This is a genomic window from Streptomyces sp. UG1, from assembly GCF_049974585.1.
GTDB lineage: Bacteria > Actinomycetota > Actinomycetes > Streptomycetales > Streptomycetaceae > Streptomyces.
The window spans coordinates 136,967-153,652 of sequence record NZ_JBNGGG010000019.1; the positions used below are offsets into that span (position 1 = coordinate 136,967).

General features: G+C 73.0%; 12 protein-coding genes and 2 pseudogenes. 9 read left to right on the forward strand and 5 right to left on the reverse strand.

The window, feature by feature from the left end; all coding sequences use genetic code 11:
- Window positions 1-2: 2 nt before the first annotated feature.
- Complete coding sequence (locus ACP4J3_RS22280; protein ID WP_426537082.1) at window positions 3-1,541, reverse strand: FAD-dependent oxidoreductase; 1,539 nt, start codon at window positions 1,539-1,541, stop codon at window positions 3-5.
- Between the two features lie 203 nt (window positions 1,542-1,744).
- Here ACP4J3_RS22280 and ACP4J3_RS22285 point away from each other — a divergent pair, with 203 nt between their 5' ends.
- The 5 genes from ACP4J3_RS22285 (at window position 1,745) to ACP4J3_RS22305 (ending at window position 7,298) form a co-directional block, all read left to right on the forward strand.
- Window positions 1,745-2,530, forward strand: coding sequence for an ABC transporter ATP-binding protein (locus tag ACP4J3_RS22285; RefSeq protein ID WP_426537150.1), 786 nt, complete (start codon window positions 1,745-1,747; stop codon window positions 2,528-2,530).
- Between the two features lie 3 nt (window positions 2,531-2,533).
- Window positions 2,534-3,844, forward strand: coding sequence for an FtsX-like permease family protein (locus ACP4J3_RS22290; RefSeq protein WP_426537084.1), 1,311 nt, complete (start codon window positions 2,534-2,536; stop codon window positions 3,842-3,844).
- Window positions 3,845-3,973: 129 nt separating this feature from the next.
- Window positions 3,974-4,831 (forward strand): AAA family ATPase, encoded by an 858-nt coding sequence (locus ACP4J3_RS22295; RefSeq protein WP_426537086.1) that lies wholly within the window; start codon window positions 3,974-3,976, stop codon window positions 4,829-4,831.
- Window positions 4,828-6,186 carry a vWA domain-containing protein gene (locus tag ACP4J3_RS22300; protein ID WP_426537088.1) on the forward strand — a complete coding sequence of 453 codons (1,359 nt, stop codon included), beginning with the start codon at window positions 4,828-4,830 and terminating at the stop codon, window positions 6,184-6,186. Before ACP4J3_RS22295 ends, ACP4J3_RS22300 begins: the two co-directional genes overlap by 4 nt.
- Window positions 6,187-6,320: 134 nt before the next feature.
- Complete coding sequence (locus tag ACP4J3_RS22305; RefSeq protein WP_426537090.1) at window positions 6,321-7,298, forward strand: NAD(P)-dependent alcohol dehydrogenase; 978 nt, start codon at window positions 6,321-6,323, stop codon at window positions 7,296-7,298.
- A gap of 20 nt (window positions 7,299-7,318) precedes the next feature.
- Here ACP4J3_RS22305 and ACP4J3_RS22310 read toward each other — a convergent pair whose 3' ends face one another.
- The 3 genes from ACP4J3_RS22310 to ACP4J3_RS22320 all read right to left on the reverse strand — a co-directional run bounded on the left by ACP4J3_RS22310 (window position 7,319) and on the right by ACP4J3_RS22320 (window position 9,532).
- Window positions 7,319-7,675: a cupin domain-containing protein gene (locus tag ACP4J3_RS22310; RefSeq protein ID WP_426537092.1), complete on the reverse strand. Its 357-nt coding sequence runs from the start codon at window positions 7,673-7,675 to the stop codon at window positions 7,319-7,321.
- A 154-nt stretch (window positions 7,676-7,829) separates the two neighbouring features.
- Window positions 7,830-8,807 (reverse strand): pyridoxal-phosphate dependent enzyme, encoded by a 978-nt coding sequence (locus tag ACP4J3_RS22315; protein WP_426537094.1) that lies wholly within the window; start codon window positions 8,805-8,807, stop codon window positions 7,830-7,832.
- A complete protein-coding gene (locus tag ACP4J3_RS22320; RefSeq protein WP_426537096.1) occupies window positions 8,804-9,532 on the reverse strand; it encodes a helix-turn-helix transcriptional regulator in 729 nt (242 codons plus the stop codon). Before ACP4J3_RS22320 ends, ACP4J3_RS22315 begins: the two co-directional genes overlap by 4 nt.
- 175 nt (window positions 9,533-9,707) lie before the next feature.
- Here ACP4J3_RS22320 and ACP4J3_RS22325 point away from each other — a divergent pair, with 175 nt between their 5' ends.
- The 4 genes and pseudogenes from ACP4J3_RS22325 (at window position 9,708) to ACP4J3_RS22340 (ending at window position 14,386) form a co-directional block, all read left to right on the forward strand.
- Window positions 9,708-10,880, forward strand: a complete 1,173-nt coding sequence (locus ACP4J3_RS22325; protein ID WP_426537098.1) for an MFS transporter — start codon at window positions 9,708-9,710, stop codon at window positions 10,878-10,880.
- A gap of 41 nt (window positions 10,881-10,921) precedes the next feature.
- Complete coding sequence (locus ACP4J3_RS22330; protein ID WP_426537100.1) at window positions 10,922-12,688, forward strand: glycoside hydrolase family 35 protein; 1,767 nt, start codon at window positions 10,922-10,924, stop codon at window positions 12,686-12,688.
- Window positions 12,682-13,185, forward strand: a pseudogene (locus ACP4J3_RS22335) (beta-galactosidase); the annotation flags it as partial. The gene ACP4J3_RS22330 and the pseudogene ACP4J3_RS22335, both read left to right, overlap by 7 nt.
- 133 nt (window positions 13,186-13,318) lie before the next feature.
- Window positions 13,319-14,386, forward strand: a complete 1,068-nt coding sequence (locus tag ACP4J3_RS22340) for a LacI family DNA-binding transcriptional regulator (RefSeq protein ID WP_426537102.1) — start codon at window positions 13,319-13,321, stop codon at window positions 14,384-14,386.
- A gap of 415 nt (window positions 14,387-14,801) precedes the next feature.
- Here the strand turns inward: ACP4J3_RS22340 and ACP4J3_RS22345 are convergent.
- Window positions 14,802-16,629, reverse strand: a pseudogene (locus ACP4J3_RS22345) (heavy metal translocating P-type ATPase).
- Window positions 16,630-16,686 lie beyond the last annotated feature (57 nt).

A 16,686-nucleotide genomic window follows, 5' to 3' on the forward strand; every position in this document is an offset into this window, starting at 1 on the left:
CCTCAGATGTCGCGCGGCTCCAGCGGCCGCACCGCGGGCCCCTGTACGACCCGCCCGTCGGGGGCGAAGCGGGAGCCGTGGCAGGGGCATTCCCAGGCCCGCTCGGCGCGGTTGAAGGCGACCAGGCAGCCCAGGTGGGTGCACTTCGCGGAGAGGGCGTGCAGCTCGCCGTCCTCGTCGCGGTGGACGGCGCAGCGCCTGCCGGACACATGGACGACGGCTCCGTCGCCGGGGGCGATGTCGGCCACGGACGGGACCGAGGGGCCCGGCAGGTGCTGGAGCCGGTCGCCGACGAAGTGGCGGGCCACGTCGGCCTGGTGCCTGACGAAGTCCTTCCCCTCGCGCAGGACCGACATCACCCGGCAGGGGTCGTACAGCTCGCTCCACGGGTTCTCGCGGCCGGTGACCAGATCGCACAGCAGCCTGCCCGCCATGATGCCGCCGCTGAGTCCCCAGCCGCCGAAGCCGGTGGCCACGTAGGCGTGCCGGCTCGCGGGGTGCAGGGGGCCGACGAGCGGTACGGAGTCGGTGGGGTCGTTGTCCTGAGTGGCCCAGCGGTGGGTGAAGGTGAGGTCGCCGAAGCGCTGCACCGCCCAGTCGGCCAGGGAGTCGAAACGCGCCTCGACATCGACGCCGGAGCCCGGGGTGAAGTGCTCGCCGGTGACGATGAGCAGGCGCTCGCCGTCCCCGTGGGGTGCCGTGCGCACGGAGCGGGTGTTGTGCTCGGGGGTGATGTACATGCCGGTGGGTGCCCCGGCCGCGTCGACCGGGGCGGCGACCACCAGTTCCCGCCGTGGCGAGAGGCGGGTGAACAGGAGTGCTCGATCGAAGATCGGGTAGTGGGTGGCGACCACGACGGTGCCGGCCCGCACCTGCACACCGTCCTCGGTGGTCAGCACGCAGGGCTCGCCCTCGGACAGGCCGACCACGCGCGTGTGCTCGTGGAGCCGGCCGCCGAGGCGCTTGAGGTCGGCGGCCAGCGCCAGCAGGTACTTGCGGGGGTGGAACTGTGCCTGCTCCGCGACGCGCACGGCGCCGGCCACCGGGTACGGCAGCTCGGTCTCGGTCACGAACTCGGCGGCCAGCCCCGCTTCCCGGGCGGCGTCGGCCTCGGCCCGCAGCTCGTCGACACGGTCGCCGTCCTCGGCGTAGGTGTAGGCCGCCGCTTCCTCCCATTCGCAGTCGATGCCGAGTTCCCCGGTGACCTCGGCGGCATGCCGGATCGCGTCCGTCTGCGAGGTCGCGTACAGGCGGGCCGCGTCCTTGCCCCGGGTGCGGCGGAGCCGGTCGTAGATCAGGGTGTGCAGGGCGGTCAGCTTGGCGGTGGTGTGCCCGGTGACGCCCGCGGCGACCCGGCCCGCCTCCAGCAGGGCGACCTCGCGACCGCGCCGAGCCAGCTCCCAGGCGGTGCAGAGCCCGGCGATGCCCGCGCCGACGACGGCGACGTCGACCGTGAGATCGCCGTCCGGCGGAGGCTCTAGCTCGCCGGGAGGCGCCGTCTCGATCCAGTACGAGGCGTGGGTGCGGGTCGGCTCGTCCATGCCGCCCGAGTTCCCCGGACCGGCTCCGCCACACGACGCCGCGATGCGGCGCCCAGCTCCCTCTCTGGTGAAAGGTGTCCATGGCTCCGGGGTGTCGTCAAGTACACCCCCCGATACGGGTTCTGCGCCCAATGTGGTCGGCCCGCCGGCTCCGTAGCTTCTTCGGCAGGGCACAGGGGGTGCCCGAACGGAGAGTGATGACGATGCTTCGCGCAGGCTCGCGACCTACGCACGACAAGGGACCCGCCCCGGAGGCGCTGCGGCTGGTCAAGGTCACCAAGACCTATGGCGCGGACGACAGTGCCGTGACCGCTCTGGACGGGATCACGCTGGGGCTGGGGCGCGGCACCTTCACGGCGGTGATGGGGCCGTCGGGTTCCGGCAAGAGCACGCTGCTGCACTGCGCGGCCGGGCTCGACCGGCCGGACAGCGGCATCGTGCGGGTGGACGGCACCGAGCTGACCGGGGGCGGCGAGGCGGAGTTGACGAAGTTCCGGCGGGGGCGGATCGGGTTCGTGTTCCAGCAGTACAACCTGCTTCAGACGCTGACCGTCGCGCAGAACACGGTGCTGCCGCTGAAGCTCGCCGGTCAGCGTGTCGACCGCCGGCGGGCCAGGGAGGTCCTGGCCTCCGTCGGCCTCGGTGACCGGCTCGGACACCGCCCCGGCCAGTTGTCCGGCGGTCAGCGGCAGCGCGTGGCCATCGCCCGCGCCCTCGTGACCGAGCCCCGGGTGATCTTCGCGGACGAGCCGACGGGCGCCCTGGACACGCGCAGCGCCCGTGACGTGCTGCGGCTGCTCCAGCAGGCGGTGCGGGTGCACGGCCGCACCGTGGTGATGGTCACCCACGACCCGGTCGCCGCCTCCTACGCGGACTCGGTGCTGTTCCTGGCGGACGGCCGGCTGGCGGGCCGTATGGACGCGCCGACGCCGGACGCGGTGGCCGAGCGGCTGGCGCACCTGGGAGACGACGTGGCCGCGGGGGTGTGAGCGATGTTCCTGCTGGCCATGCGGTCGATCCGGCACCGTCCCGGGCGGTTCCTCGCGACCCTGCTGTCCGCGTTCCTGGGCGCGGCGATCATCATGACGTTCAACTCCATGCACGACACGGCGGCGCGGGACGGCGTCGACGCCACCAGCGCCGAGACCCTGTCCACGGCGGCGGGCGTCGTCGGCGGCTACGGCACCCTGCTGGTCTTCTTCGCCGTCGCCTCGACCCTCACGGTCAACGTCCGCCGGCGCGCCGCCGAGCTGGAGCTGCTGCGCTGCTCGGGGGCGACTCCGGCGCAGCTCAAGCGGATGGTCGTCGGTGAGGCCGTGGTGGTGGCCCTGGCCGGCGCGGCGCTGGCGATCGGTCCGGCGATGCTGGGCGGCCGGGCGCTGCTGGAGGTGTTCCAGAACAGCGGCCAGGTCGCCGAGTCCGTCGGCCACTCCTTCGGCCCGATCGCCTTCCTCCCGGGCATCGGCATCACGCTGCTCGCGGCGGCCGGCGCCGCCTTCCTCGCCGTGCGGCGCGCGACGCGCGGGCGTCAAAGGCCGGGCAGGGCACGGAAGTTCCTCGTGTACGCCGCCCTGCTCGCCGGTGTGGCCTCGGCGACCTCCACCTTCGCGTTCTCGGCCTCGGACGCGGCCCTGATGGCGCCGGCGGCCTACGGGGCGATCCTGCTGTCGGTGGGCCTCGCCCTGTTGGCGCCCCGGCTGCTGGAAGCCGTACTTAACCGGCTGCCGCTCGACGGGGCCAGCGGGTGGCTGGCGGTACGGAATCTGCGGCAGCGGGCCGGTGAGCTGGCCGGGATCCTGATGTCGCTGATCCTGTTCACAGCCGTCGCCACGGCGACGCTCACCATGCAGGCGGTGGAGAGCGCGGCCGTCGAGGCCTCGGGGGTGGCGAAGTCGATCGACGCGAAGAACCTCGAGACGCTCAACTTCACGGTCGTCGGCATCATCGTGGTCTTCGTCTGTGTGATGCTGGTCAACTCGCTGTACGCGGCGACCAGTTACCGCGTCCGGGAGTTCGGGCAGCAGCGCCTGGCCGGGGCGACCGAGGGGCAGGTGCTCGGGACGGTCGGTGTCGAGGGGCTGATCCTGACGGTCACGGGAGTGCTGTTCGGAGCGCTGGCCGCGCTGGCGGGGATCGTCCCGTTCACCGTGGTCCGCGCCGACGAGGTGCTGCCGGGCGAGATCTACGGGATCGGCGCGGCGGTCGTCGCGGTCGCGGCGGCGGTGACGCTGGGGACCGGCTTCTTCACTGCCCGGCGGATGCTGCGGACTCCGGCGGTCGGGGCCGTCGCGGTGGCGTCGTGAGGAGCTCGGCCGTCTCCCCATACCCGGAACCCCGTGACAACCTCGCTGAACAAGCGCTTAGATAGATGCTCTGAGTCGCGCATTCAGAATCTCGGCATTCACCGTCCCGACCCTCAGCTGGAGGCCCCGTTGTTCACTTCCGTCGACGACGTCTCCGCGCGTCTGGCCGAGACCGGCTATCTCGCCTCGCCCGCCGTGGCCACGACCGTCTTCCTCGCCGACCGCCTGGGCAAGCCGCTGCTGGTGGAGGGCCCGGCCGGAGTGGGCAAGACGGAGCTCGCCAAGGCCGTCGCCGAGGTGGCGGGCGCGCGGCTCGTACGGCTCCAGTGCTACGAGGGTGTCGACGAGTCCCGCGCGCTGTACGAGTGGAACCACGCCAAGCAGCTCCTGCGCATCAGCGCGGGCCGCGACGAGACGTGGGACGAGACGCGCACGGACATCTTCAGCGAGGAGTTCCTGCTTACGCGTCCGCTGCTGACGGCCATCCGGGGTGACGACCCCAAGGTGCTGCTGATCGACGAGACCGACAAGGCGGACGTCGAGGTCGAGGGCCTGCTGCTCGAGGTGCTCAGCGACTTCCAGGTCACGGTCCCGGAGCTGGGCACCATCACCGCGACGCGCCGTCCCTTCGTCGTCCTCACCTCCAACGCCAGCCGCGAGCTGTCCGAGGCGCTGCGCCGCCGCTGTCTCTTCCTCCACATCGGCTTCCCGGACGAGGAGCTGGAGCGCCGGATCGTCCGGCTGAAGGTGGCCGGGCTCGACGAGGCGCTGGCCCGCTCGGTCGTACGGGTCGTGGGCGCGCTGCGGGCGATGGACCTGCGCAAGGTGCCGTCGGTCGCCGAGACCATCGACTGGGCCCGCACCCTGCTCGCACTCGGCGCCGGCACGCTCGACGAGGCGGTCGTGCGGGCCACTCTCGGCGTCCTCCTCAAGCACCAGGACGATGTCCTCAAGGCGACCGCCAAGCTCGACCTGGACACCCTGTGACCACGCCCTCCGGCGTCGCGGACCGGCTGACGTCCCTGGTCGGGGCGTTGCGCGCGCACGGCGTGCGGATCGGCACCGGCGAGACGGTGGACGCGGCACGGGCGATCGAGGCGCTCGGGCTCGCGGACCGGGAGCTGCTGCGCGAGGGCCTGGCGGCCACGCTGCTGCACGGCACGCATCAACGGCCGGTGTTCGACCCGGTCTTCGACCTCTACTTCCCGCGCGGTGTCGGCGGCCCGGAGCAGCAGGCGGCGGGGCGCGACGACCTGCGCGACCGGCTGGCGTCCGCCCTGGCCGCCCATGACGAGGCGCTGATGGCCCGGCTGGCGGCCGAGGCGGTCGACGGTTTCGGCGGCTACGGTTCCTCGCCGGAGTCGGACGGCTGGTCGTCGTACCAGACGCTCGAACGGCTGCGACCGCAGACCCTGCTCGCCCGCGTGCGCGACAACGTGCGTGCCCAGGGCGGGAGTTCGGGGTTCGCCGACCGGCTCCTGGAGGACGAGATCCGGCGTCGTATCGAGGCCTTCCGCCAGTTGGTGGCCACGGAGGCGCGGCGCCGGGTCGCCGAGCGGCGCGGGCGGGACGAGATCGCCCGGCGGGCGGTGGCGCCGACCGCCGACCGGGTCGACTTCCTGTTCGCCGGGAAGGCGCAACTGGCCGAGCTGCGCAGGGCGGTGCAGCCGCTGGCCCGCAAGCTCGCGACCCGGCTCGCGGCCCGTCGCCGCCGCGCCTCCCGAGGCGCGATCGACCTGCGTCGGACCCTGCGCGGGTCGCTGTCGACGGGCGGGGTGCCGATGAAGCCGGTGCTGCGCAGACGGCGTCCCGTGCGCCCCGAACTGGTGCTGCTGTGCGATGTGTCGGGGTCGGTGTCCGGGTTCTCGGACTTCACGATGCTGCTGGTGCAGGCGCTGCACGACCAGTTCAGCAAGGTGCGGGTGTTCGCCTTCGTCAACCGGATCGACGAGGTGACCGGGCTGCTCGAACGCGGCACCGCCGACCCGGAGGGCCTCAGCGCCCGCATCGAGGCGGAGGCCACGCTCACGGGCTATCACGGCAGCAGCGACTACGGCATGGCGCTGGGCGAGTTCGCGGAGCGCTACGGCGACGCGGTCGGCCCGCGCACGACCGTGTTCGTCCTCGGTGACGCCCGGACGAACATGAGCGACCCGAATCTGCCGGCGGTACGACGGATCGCCGAACGGGCGCGCCGCGTCTACTGGTTGAACCCGGAGCAGCGGCCCAACTGGGGCACGGGCGACTCCGCCGCGCCCGCCTACGCCGAACTGGTCGAGATGCACGAGTGCCGCACCGCCCGCCAGCTCAGCGCGCTGGTGGCGCGGCTGCTGCCGGTCTAGTCGGGCGGCGAGCCGCGGGTGCCGGCCGCATCGGCCGACAGGGAGGGCCGAACCCCGGCGAAAATCAGGGTTCGTCCCTGATGGTCCGGCCCGTGGGGATTCCCTACGCTCGACGAGAGCAGAGGGGGGACCCCGTGAAGGCAGTCGTTCAGGATCGGTACGGCTCGGCGGACGAGCTGGAGTACAGGGACATCGACCGGCCGGTGCCGGGCGCCGGCGAGGTGCTGGTGCGGGTGCACGCGGCCTCGGTCAACGCGTACGACTGGCATTTCATGCACGGCGATCCGGTGCTGGCCCGCGGCATGATGGGGTTGCGCAGGCCCAAGTCACCTGTGCGGGGCCGCGACTTCGCCGGTGTGGTGGAGGTGGTGGGCTCCGGGGTCACGGGGCTCAAGCCGGGCGAGGAGGTGTACGGGGAGGCCGACGGCGCGTTCGCGGAGTTCGTGTGCGCGCGGGACGGCGAGGTGGGCCCGAAGCCTGCCAACCTCACCTTCGAGCAGGCGGCGGCGATACCGCTGGCGGGGAACACCGCCCTCATCGGCCTGCGTGACGTGGCCCGGGTGCAGCCGGGGCAGACCCTGCTGATCAACGGGGCGTCGGGCGGCGTGGGCACCTTCGCCGTGCAGCTCGGCAAGGTGTACGGCGCCGAGGTGACGGCGGTGTGCAGCACCAGGAACGTGGAGCTGGTCCGGTCACTGGGCGCGGACCGGGTCATCGACTACACGCAGGAGGACTTCACCCGGGGCGGGAAGCGGTACGACGTGGTGCTGGACCTGGTGGGCAACCACTCGCTCGGCGAGTTCCGGCGCGTCCTGGCACCCACCGGGACCCTCGCCCTGTCCGGCGGCGGGGTGTACGAGGGCGGCAGCATCGTCGGGCCGATGGGGCTCTTCATCAAACGGCGGCTGGTGGCGCCCTTCGCGCGCCACCAGCGGCTTCTCGAGATGCCGGCCCGGCAGACCAAGGCGAACCTCGCGGCGCTGCGGGAGCTGGCCGAGTCCGGGAAGATCGCCCCGGTCGTCGAGCGGACGTATCCGCTGAGCGAGGCGGCCGAGGCCATCCGGTACCTGGAGGTGGAGCACGCGCGCGCGAAGATCGTCGTCACCGTGTGACCTGCCGACGGGGCCGACGGCTACCTCTTCGCGTACTCCCGCGCCGTCTGCCCCTGGAAGTCGTAGGCCACGCACTGCTCGTCGCCCACGACCCAGGCGTCGTGCCCGGGCGAGCAGACGAAGACGTCACCGGGGCCGACCTCGCTCTCGCCGCCGTCGTCCATGCGGATGTGCATGCGGCCCTGGAGGACGTAGCCGTTGTGGTGCATCTGGCAGCTCTTGGTGCCCGCGATCGGGCCCACGGACTCCGACCAGCGCCAACCGGGCTCGAAGGTCGCCACGGCGAAGTGGAGGTCCGTCATGTGGACGGCTTCGAGGTGGCCGCGGGGGAAATCACGCCGCTCGTCCGGCTTGTCGAGCGTCTTCACTTCCAACATGACGCGCTCCCTTCCGGCCGCGCCTCACCGCGGCCGGGGGCCGGTCTCCCCGGCGGCCCTGGACACCGCCGTCGGCGGCCGGCCTCCCACTACTCAATCGTCCGCCCGTCCATCCGGAGCCGCCAACCGGGTGGGCTCCCGCTCCGACCGGTCCTCAGCCCCGGTTCCCGCAGAGCTCGGCGAAGCGCCCCGCGTCGATGTTGCCGCCGGAGACGATCACTCCGACGCGGCGCGGCAGCGCACCCGCGCGGCCGGTGAGCAGGGCGGCCAGCGGGGTCGCGCCGCTCGGCTCGACGACGATCTTCAGGCGTTCGAAGGCGAACCGCATCGCGTCCCGGATCTCGTCGTCGCTCACGAGCGCGATCTCGTCGACGAGCCTCTGGTTCACGGAGAAGGTCAGCTCCCCGGGCTCGTGCAGGGCCTGCCCGTCGGCGATGGTGTGCGGCACCGGGATGCTGATGCGCCGCCCCGCCTCCAGGGACCGCTTGGTGTCGTCCCCGGCCTCCGGTTCGACGCCGATCATGCGGATGGCCGGGTGCAGCCCCTTGGCCACGGTGGCGCTGCCGGCCATGAGCCCGCCCCCGCCGACCGGCGTCAGCAGCGCGCCCAGCTCCCCCACCTCTTCGAGGAGTTCGAGGGCGGCCGTGCCCTGTCCGGCCATGATGTGCGGGTGCTCGTACGGCGGGATGAGGCTGAGGCCGCGCTCGGCGGCGAGGGCCTCGGCGATCGCGACACGGTCGCCGGTGTAGCGGTCGTACGTCACGATCTCGGCGCCGTAGCCCTCGGTCGCCGCCCGCTTCGACGGCGGGGCGTCCTCGGGCATGACGATGACCGCGGAGGCGCCCAGTTCCCGGGCGGCGAGGGCGACGGCCTGGGCGTGGTTGCCGGACGAGTAGGCGGCGATGCCCCGGCCGAGCTGCTCCGGTGTCAGGCGGGAGGCCGCGTTGTAGGCGCCGCGGAACTTGAAGGCGCCGGCGCGCTGGAAGTTCTCGCACTTGAGGAAGACCTCGGCGCCCACGCGTGCGTCGAGGGTGCGCGAGCGCAGCACCGGGGTGCGGTGCGCGACGCCCTTGAGCCGTGCGGCGGCGTCGCGGACGTCGTCGAGGGTGACCGGTGGGGTGGTGGTCGTCACGCGTGTCCTCCAGGGGATGTCTTGTCGGCCGCGGCCCGCTCCGTCGCAGGCGCCGTCGCCGTCCCGGTCTCGGCGCGCGCCTGTGACAGATAGCTGTAGGCGGACGCGCGGGAGATGCCGAGCCGCGCCGCGACCTGTTCGATCGCGCGCCGCACGGCGAAGACGCCCCGCTCGTCCAGGCCGCGGAACAGCTCAAGGCGCTGGGCGCGGTCGAGTCCGGCCCAGCTCCCGTTCCGCCCCAGCCGGTGGGCGTCGAGGATGGCGTCGACGACGGAGTCGATGTCGTTGCCGAAGGCGGTGACCGGCACCTCGGCCGGGGTGCCGCCGAGACCGGCGAGGGCGCCGAGCAGGGTGTGGGCTTCGCTCACGGCGGTGACGTCGACGTTGACGCAGAGGGCGCCGAACACGGCGCCGGTCGAGTCGCGCAGCACCATCGTGGAGGCCTTGACCAGCTTGCCGCCCCGGGTCCGGGTGACGTAGTTCAGCTCGTCGCCCGCCTCCTGGCCGCGCGCGACGATACGCATGCCGATCTCGCTCATCGCCCCGCCCACGGTCCGCCCGGTCACCGAACCGGCCACGGCGACCACGGACTTCTCCGGCCGCCGGTAATCGTGCAGGACCACCTCGCACATCGGCCCGAACGTCGCCACGAGCCCGTCGACGACCGGCTTCAGCGCGGCGACGATCGCGTCCCGCTCCGCCTCCAGGGCCTCTTCGGCCGCCATCGCACACTCCTCTGTCCGTCGGCGCTCGGCATCACACCCACCGAGTCGACTTCTAGACTACCTGTCCAATACCTGTACTGACAGTCCAATCCTGTCCGTGATAGCGCGAGCCCGCCACCCAAGCGCGCCACGGATCTTGACGAGCCCGAAGATGTTACCGGTAACATCACCCTTCATGACGCTGACGTCGGCACCTTCCCACCCGCGGGTCTTCAGCCCCGCCGCCGTGGTCGCCTCATGTGTGGGCTTCGTGCTCATCGGCGCGCTCCAGGCCCTCTACGGCCCGGTGATTCCCGCGTTCCGCGAGGAGTTCGGCCTGTCGCCGTCGGCCGCCGGTCTCGGGCTGAGCGCGCACTTCGTCGGCGGGGTGGCCGGCGTGCTGCTCTTCGACCGGCTCTACGGCCGTATCGGCAACCGGCGGATCCTCGGCGCCTCGTATCTGCTGATGGCCGTGGGCGCGGCCGGCTTCGCGCTCGCCCCGAACTGGCCGACCGCCCTGGCCATGGCCCTGCTGGCCGGGCTCGGCTTCGGCGGCATCGACTACGGCCTCAACCAGCTCTTCGCCGTCGGCTTCGGCCACCGTTCCACGGCCATGCTCAACATCCTCAACGCCCACTTCGGCATCGGCGCCATCCTCGGCCCGGCCCTGATCGGCGCGGTCGGCTCCGCCCACTATCCCGCGGTCTTCCTCGGCTTCGCGCTGGCCAACCTGCCGCTGCTGCTGTGCCTGCGCGGCGTACGCGACCGGCCGCCACAGTTGTCCGGGACGGCCGTCGAGTCGCCCGGCGGGCAGGTCCTCGCCCGCAGCCTCGGCTCCGTGATCGCGGTGTTCGTCGCCCTGTACGTCCTGCATGTCGGCATCGAGGCCGGCGTCGGCGGCTGGGAACCGACCCATCTTCAGACTGTCGGCTACTCGGCCGGGGTCGCCGCCACCGCCACGTCCGTGTACTGGCTGATGATGACCGTCGGCCGGTTCCTGGTCGCCCCGATCGCGCTGCGGTTCTCGGCGCAGGCCATCATCACGGTCTCGTGCGCGGGCATGACGGTGTGTCTGCTGCTGGCCACGGTGCCGGCGCTGGCGCCGTACGCCTACGCCGGTGTCGGGCTGTTCATCGCGCCGATCTTCCCGACCGGGCTGCCGTGGCTCAACCGGGCCGCCCCGCGGGCTCGCCGGGCGGGCGCGGTGGTCATCGCCGCCTCGATGGCCGGCGGCGTGGTGGCGGGCCCGGCTCTGGGCAAGGCCATCGAGTGGTCCGGCATCCGCAGTGTCCCCCTCGTCCTGGGCGCCGTCTCGGCCCTGTGCCTGGTGGCGACCCGCTGGTTGGTCCGCACCACCGGGCCGCGCTGACCCGCACCCCCGTGACGTCCCAACCGAAGGGAAGTCTCCGCATGTCCGCTCTGACGACGACCGCCGACGGTTTCCTGCTGCACGGCGAGCCGTTCCGGATCATCTCCGGTGCGATGCACTACTTCCGGGTCCATCCCGACCAGTGGGCCGACCGGCTGCGCAAGGCACGGCTGATGGGGCTCAACACGGTGGAGACGTATGTGCCGTGGAACCTGCACCAGCCCGACCCCGACGGCCCGCTCGTCCTGGACGGATTCCTCGACCTGCCCCGCTATCTGAGCCTCGCCCACGACGAGGGCCTGCGCGTCCTGCTGCGCCCGGGGCCGTTCATCTGCGCCGAGTGGGACAACGGCGGCCTGCCCGCGTGGCTCATAGCGGACCCCGGCATCCGGCTGCGCTCCAGCGACCCGCGCTTCACCGGGGCGTTCGACCGCTACCTCGACGCCTTCCTGCCTCCGCTGCTGCCGCACATGGCCGCGGCGGGCGGCCCGGTCATCGCCGTCCAGGTGGAGAACGAGTACGGCGCCTACGGCGACGACACGGCCTACCTGAAACACGTCGAGCGGGCCTTCCGCGCCAGGGGCGTCGAGGAACTGCTCTTCACCTGCGACCAGGCCGACCCCGAGCACCTGGCCACCGGCACCCTCCCCGGCGTCCTCGCGACGGCCACCTTCGGCAGCCGGGTCGAGCAGAACCTGGCGGAGCTGCGCCGGCACCGGAGCGAAGGCCCGCTGATGTGCGGGGAGTTCTGGATCGGCTGGTTCGACCACTGGGGCGGTCCGCATCATGTGCGGGACGCCGCCGACGCCGCCGCCGACCTGGACCGGCTGCTGTCGGCCGGCGCCTCGGTCAACATCTACATGTTCCACGGCGGCACCAACTTCGGCTTCACCAACGGCGCCAACCACAAGCACGCCTACGCGCCCACCATCACGTCGTACGACTACGACGCGGCCCTCACCGAGTGCGGCGATCCCGGCCCCAAGTACCACGCCTTCCGCGAGGCCATCGCCCGCCACCTGCCCGTCCCCGACGAGCCCGTCCCGGCGCCGGCACCCAAACTCCCGCCCACCGCCGTCGAGTTGCGCCACCATGCGCCGCTGCTCACCCACGCGAAGGCACTCGCCGAGCCCGTCCGCACCGAGCACCCGGTGACGATGAACGACCTGGGCCTGCACACCGGTTACGCGCTCTACCGCACCACCTTCGACACGGCGGGTGACGGCCTGCTGCACTTCGCGGGCGGGGTCGGCGACCGCGCCCAGGTCTTCGTCGACGGCGCTCCCGTCGGCGTACTGGAACGCGAACGCCACGACGAGACCCTCCCCGTCCGCGTCCCGCACCCCGGTGCCACCCTGGACGTCCTCGTCGAGAACATGGGCGGCGTCAACTACGGCCCGCGCATCGGCGCCCCCAAGGGCCTGCTCGGCCCCGTCACCTTCGACGGCGGCCCGCTGCGCGACTGGGACTGCCACCCCCTGCCGCTGGACGACCTGAGCGCGGTGCCGTTCGCCCCGTCCGACGCGGCCACGGCTGCCGAACCCGCCTTCCACCACGGCAGGTTCGAGGTCGACACCCCGGCCGACGCCTTCCTCGCCCTGCCCGGCTGGACCAAGGGCCAGGCCTGGATCAACGGTTTCCACCTCGGCCGCTACTGGAACCGCGGCCCCCAGCACACCCTCTACGTCCCCGCCCCCGTCCTGCGCCCGGGGACCAACGAGCTGGTCCTGCTGGAACTGCACGGCACCACCACGGTCCGCGCCCTGCTGACCGACACCCCCGACCTCGGGCCGGAGAACACCTGGTGACGCACCTGCTGCGGGTCCCCGCTCCCACCGCTCCCCCGCTGCTCGGGCACCTCCCCTTCGCCGACGTGCCCGGCGTCCCCGACCCGATCGAGGTGACCAGCCGCCGGCTCACCCGCGGGGGCCGCCCCTGGTTCCCGGTCTCCGGCGAGTTCCACTACTCCCGCTGCCCCGAAGGGGAGTGGGAGGAGGAGCTGCTGAAGATGAAGGCGGGCGGGGTGACCGCCGTGGCCAGTTACGTCATCTGGATCCACCACGAGGAGACCGAGGGCCGGATCCGCTTCGCCGGCAACCGCGACCTGCGCCGCTTCGCCGGGCTGTGCGCCCGCCACGGCCTGGACTTCGTGCCCCGCGCCGGCCCCTGGTCCCACGCCGAGGTACGCAACGGCGGCCTGCCCGACTGGGCTCCTGTCCCGCGACTGCACGCCACGCCCGACGACCCGGCGTACCTGGAGCCGGTCCGCACCTGGTTCGCGGCGATCGCCGGGCAACTGCGCGGGCCGCGCCCACGGGGGGCGCGCCTGGGCCGTCAGGGCGGGCTGAGTCCGGGGTTCGGCCTCGCCCGCCTGCCTATGCTGGAGTTCTGCCGGGGCGGAACGCCACCGCCGTGACGATGTCGAGGGAACAGCGATCATGACCCGAAGCTCCGCCGACGGCTCCGCTCCGAGAGGGCGCAGCAGACGGAACTTCGCGGGCGCGCGCCCCGTGATGGACGACGTGGCCAGGCTGGCCGGAGTCTCCAAGCAGACCGTCTCCCGCGTCCTCAACGACCATCCGTCGGTGCGGGCCGAGACCCGCGAGACGGTCCTGGCCGCCATGCGGACGCTGGGCTACCGGCCCAGCCGCAGTGCCCGGTCGCTGGCCAGCGGCAGGACCCGGATGGTCGGTGTGATCTCCTTCGACGCCGCCCGCTACGGGCCCGCCGCCATCCTCACCGCGATCAACACCGCGGCGCAGGACGCCGGTTACCTGCTCAGCTCGATCGCGCTGGACACGGCCGAGCCCGACACGGTGGTCGAGGCGGTGAACCGGCTGTCCGCCGAGGGCGCGGACGGGGTGATCGCCATCGCCCCGCAACTGTGGGTGGGCAAGACGCTGGCGGACACCCGCCTGGACACTCCACTGGTCGTGCTGGAGAACGGCCTCGACGCCGACACCCAGCAGGTCACCGGCGACTCCCGGACCGGGGCCCGCAAGGCCGTCGAGCATCTGCTGGGCCTGGGCCACCGCACCGTGTGGCACATCGCCGGCCCGACCGGCTGGACCTCGGCCGATCACCGGATGGGGAGCTGGCATGCCACTCTGGAGGCGGCGGGCGCCCCGGTGCCGGCCCCGCTGACCGGCGACTGGAGCGCCGACTCCGGCTACGAGCTGGGCCGGCGACTGGCCCGTCGCCCGGACGTCACGGCCGTGTTCGCCTCCAACGACCAGATGGCCCTCGGCCTGCTGCACGCCCTGCACGAGGCGGGCCGCTCCGTCCCCGGCGACATCAGTGTCGTGGGCTACGACGACATCCCCGAGGCCGCGCATTTCCTGCCGCCGCTGACCACCGTACGCACCGACTTCGCCGAGATCGGCACGCGTTCGCTGCGGCTGCTGCTGGACCGACTCGACGGCGCGGCGGAGCCGTCCCGGGCCGACTCCCTGGTCCCGGTCGACCTGGTGGTCCGCCGCAGCAGCGGCCCAGCACCCGCCCGCTGACCTGCCTGTCTCCCCACGGCCGGAAGTCACCTTGGGCGCGTCCGCCCGCCCCGTCGCCGGAACGACACCTCACCGGGAGACCGGGGCGGGGCACCCCGGAAGAGACAGACGCGCCAGAGGCCGTCGAGGCGAAGCGGCCACCGAGCACGACCGCAGCAGCGCGAGCGGAGGACGGGAGCGGGCCGCAGGGGGACCGCTGAGGGCGAGGGCGGCTGGGGTATGGGGAGCGGTTGACCGGGTGCCGCGGCGCTGTCGAGGAACGTCGCACCCGTCGTCTCGGCAGCTCCCGCCCACGCCGAGAGCGGTTCACCGGGTGCGGCGACACTGTCGAGCATCGTCGCACCCGTCGTCTCGGCGGCTCCCGCCCACGCCACGGCGCCGGGTCCAGGCCGGCGGCTCCTGCCCCGTCGATCCGTCAGCCGGTGCTCTCCCTCGCCGCCCGCTGCCAGGCCGCGTCTCGCAGCAGGCGCAGTCCGTTCAGGCCGACGAGGACCGTGGAGCCCTCGTGGCCCGCGACGCCGAGCGGCAACGGAAGGGTGCCGGCCAGGTCCCAGACGACGAGGCCGGCGATGAACAACCCGGCGATGACGAGGTTCTGCGCGACGACCCTTCGGGCGCGGCGGGAGAGGGCGACGGTGGCGGGGACGGCGGCGAGTTCGTCGCGGACAATCACCGCGTCGGCGGTCTCCAGGGCCAGGTCGGAGCCCGCCCGGCCCATGGCGACGCCGATGCGCGCGGCGGCCAGCGCGGGCGTCGTTGACGCCGTCGCCGACGACCATCACCTTGCGGCCCGCGCCCTCCATCTCCTTGACCGCGCCCAGCTTGTCCTGCGGCAGCAGCCCGGCACGCACGTCGTCGATGCCCGCCTCGGCGGCGAGGTGCGCGGCGGCCCGGCGGTTGTCGCCGGTCAGGAGGGTCGGGACGGTGCCGGTGAGGGCGGTGAGCGCGGCGACGGTGGCGGCCGCGTCGGGCCGGAGCCGGTCGGCGATGCCGAGCACTCCGGCGGGGCTGGCGTCCACGGCCACGAGGACGGCGGTACGGCCGGACTCCTCGAGTTCCCCGGCCAGTGCCGCGACCTCGCCGTCGGGGTCGGCGGGCAGCCGGGCCGGGGCGCCCACCTCGACCGTACGGCCCCGGACGACGGCCTTCACACCGACGCCCGGCGCGGACGTGAAGTCCTGTGCGGCGGGCAGGTCGAGGCGCCGTTGGCGTGCGGCGTCCACCACCGCGCGGGCCAGCGGGTGCTCGCTGGGGTGCTCGGCCGCGGCGGCGAGCGTCAGCAAGTCGTCCTCGTCGAGGGCGCCCCCGGGCAGCGGCCGTACGTCGACGACCCGCGGCGTGCCCTCGGTGAGGGTGCCGGTCTTGTCCAGGGCGACCGCGTCGACCTGGCCGAGGCGTTCCATCACCACCGCCGACTTCACCAGTACGCCGTGCCGGCCGGCGTTGGCGATGGCCGACAGCAGGGGCGGCATGGTGGCCAGGACCACCGCGCAGGGCGAGGCAACGATCATGAAGGTCATGGCCCGCAGCAGCGCCTCGGAGAACTCCTCGCCGAACGCGAGCGGAACGCCGAACACGGCGAGGGTCGCGGCCACCGTGCCCAGCGAGTAGCGCTGTTCGACCTTCTCGATGAACAGTTGCGTGGGCGCCTTGGTCTCGGACGCCTCCTCGACCATCCGTACGATGCGGGCGATCACGGAGTCGGAGGCGTCGCGCCCGACCCGGACGCGCAGGGCGCCGGTGCCGTTGAGGGTGCCCGCGAACACCGCGTCGCCCGGCTCCTTCGCGGCTGGCAGGGGCTCGCCGGTGATGCTCGCTTGGTCGACCTCGCCGGCTCCGTCCAGCACCCTGCCGTCGGCGCCGACGCGCTCGCCGGGGCGGACGGGGTCGCGAAGATGACGATCAGCAGGGGCGCCGTCCATGACCTGTCCGATGGAGGCGGCTCCGAGCGCGGCGACGACCATCAGCAGATCGACGTCGAGGGCCTTGTCCTTGAGCGCCTTGAGTCCTTCCCAGCCCGGTTCCCAGTCGCCCGTGGCGTACGACAGCGCGTACAGCGTGCCCCAGGTCCAGGCGGGCGCGCCGGCGAGTTGGAGGGGCAGCGCGAGCAGGAACAGCGCGGTGGCCGCGGCGGCTCAGCGGACTTCGGGCAGTGCGAGGAGCCGGGTGCGCCGGCGGGACGCGGCCGTGGTGCGGGCGGACGTCTTCCGGCCGGCCGACGACGGGGTGAGCGTGGCAGTCATGCCACCACCACAGAGGAACAAATGAAGACTCGTTCATGTCTTCAGGCGGAGTCCATG

Excerpts from the sequence above, each read along its gene's own strand:
- ACP4J3_RS22280 (WP_426537082.1), bottom strand. The coding sequence starts at position 1,541 with ATGGACGAGCCGACCCGCACCCACGCCTCGTACTGGATCGAGACGGCG.
- ACP4J3_RS22285 (WP_426537150.1), top strand. The coding sequence starts at position 1,745 with ATGCTTCGCGCAGGCTCGCGACCTACGCACGACAAGGGACCCGCCCCG.
- ACP4J3_RS22290 (WP_426537084.1), top strand. The coding sequence starts at position 2,534 with ATGTTCCTGCTGGCCATGCGGTCGATCCGGCACCGTCCCGGGCGGTTC.
- ACP4J3_RS22310 (WP_426537092.1), bottom strand. The coding sequence starts at position 7,675 with ATGTTGGAAGTGAAGACGCTCGACAAGCCGGACGAGCGGCGTGATTTC.
- ACP4J3_RS22320 (WP_426537096.1), bottom strand. The coding sequence starts at position 9,532 with ATGGCGGCCGAAGAGGCCCTGGAGGCGGAGCGGGACGCGATCGTCGCC.
- ACP4J3_RS22325 (WP_426537098.1), top strand. The coding sequence starts at position 9,708 with ATGACGCTGACGTCGGCACCTTCCCACCCGCGGGTCTTCAGCCCCGCC.
- ACP4J3_RS22330 (WP_426537100.1), top strand. The coding sequence starts at position 10,922 with ATGTCCGCTCTGACGACGACCGCCGACGGTTTCCTGCTGCACGGCGAG.
- ACP4J3_RS22340 (WP_426537102.1), top strand. The coding sequence starts at position 13,319 with ATGACCCGAAGCTCCGCCGACGGCTCCGCTCCGAGAGGGCGCAGCAGA.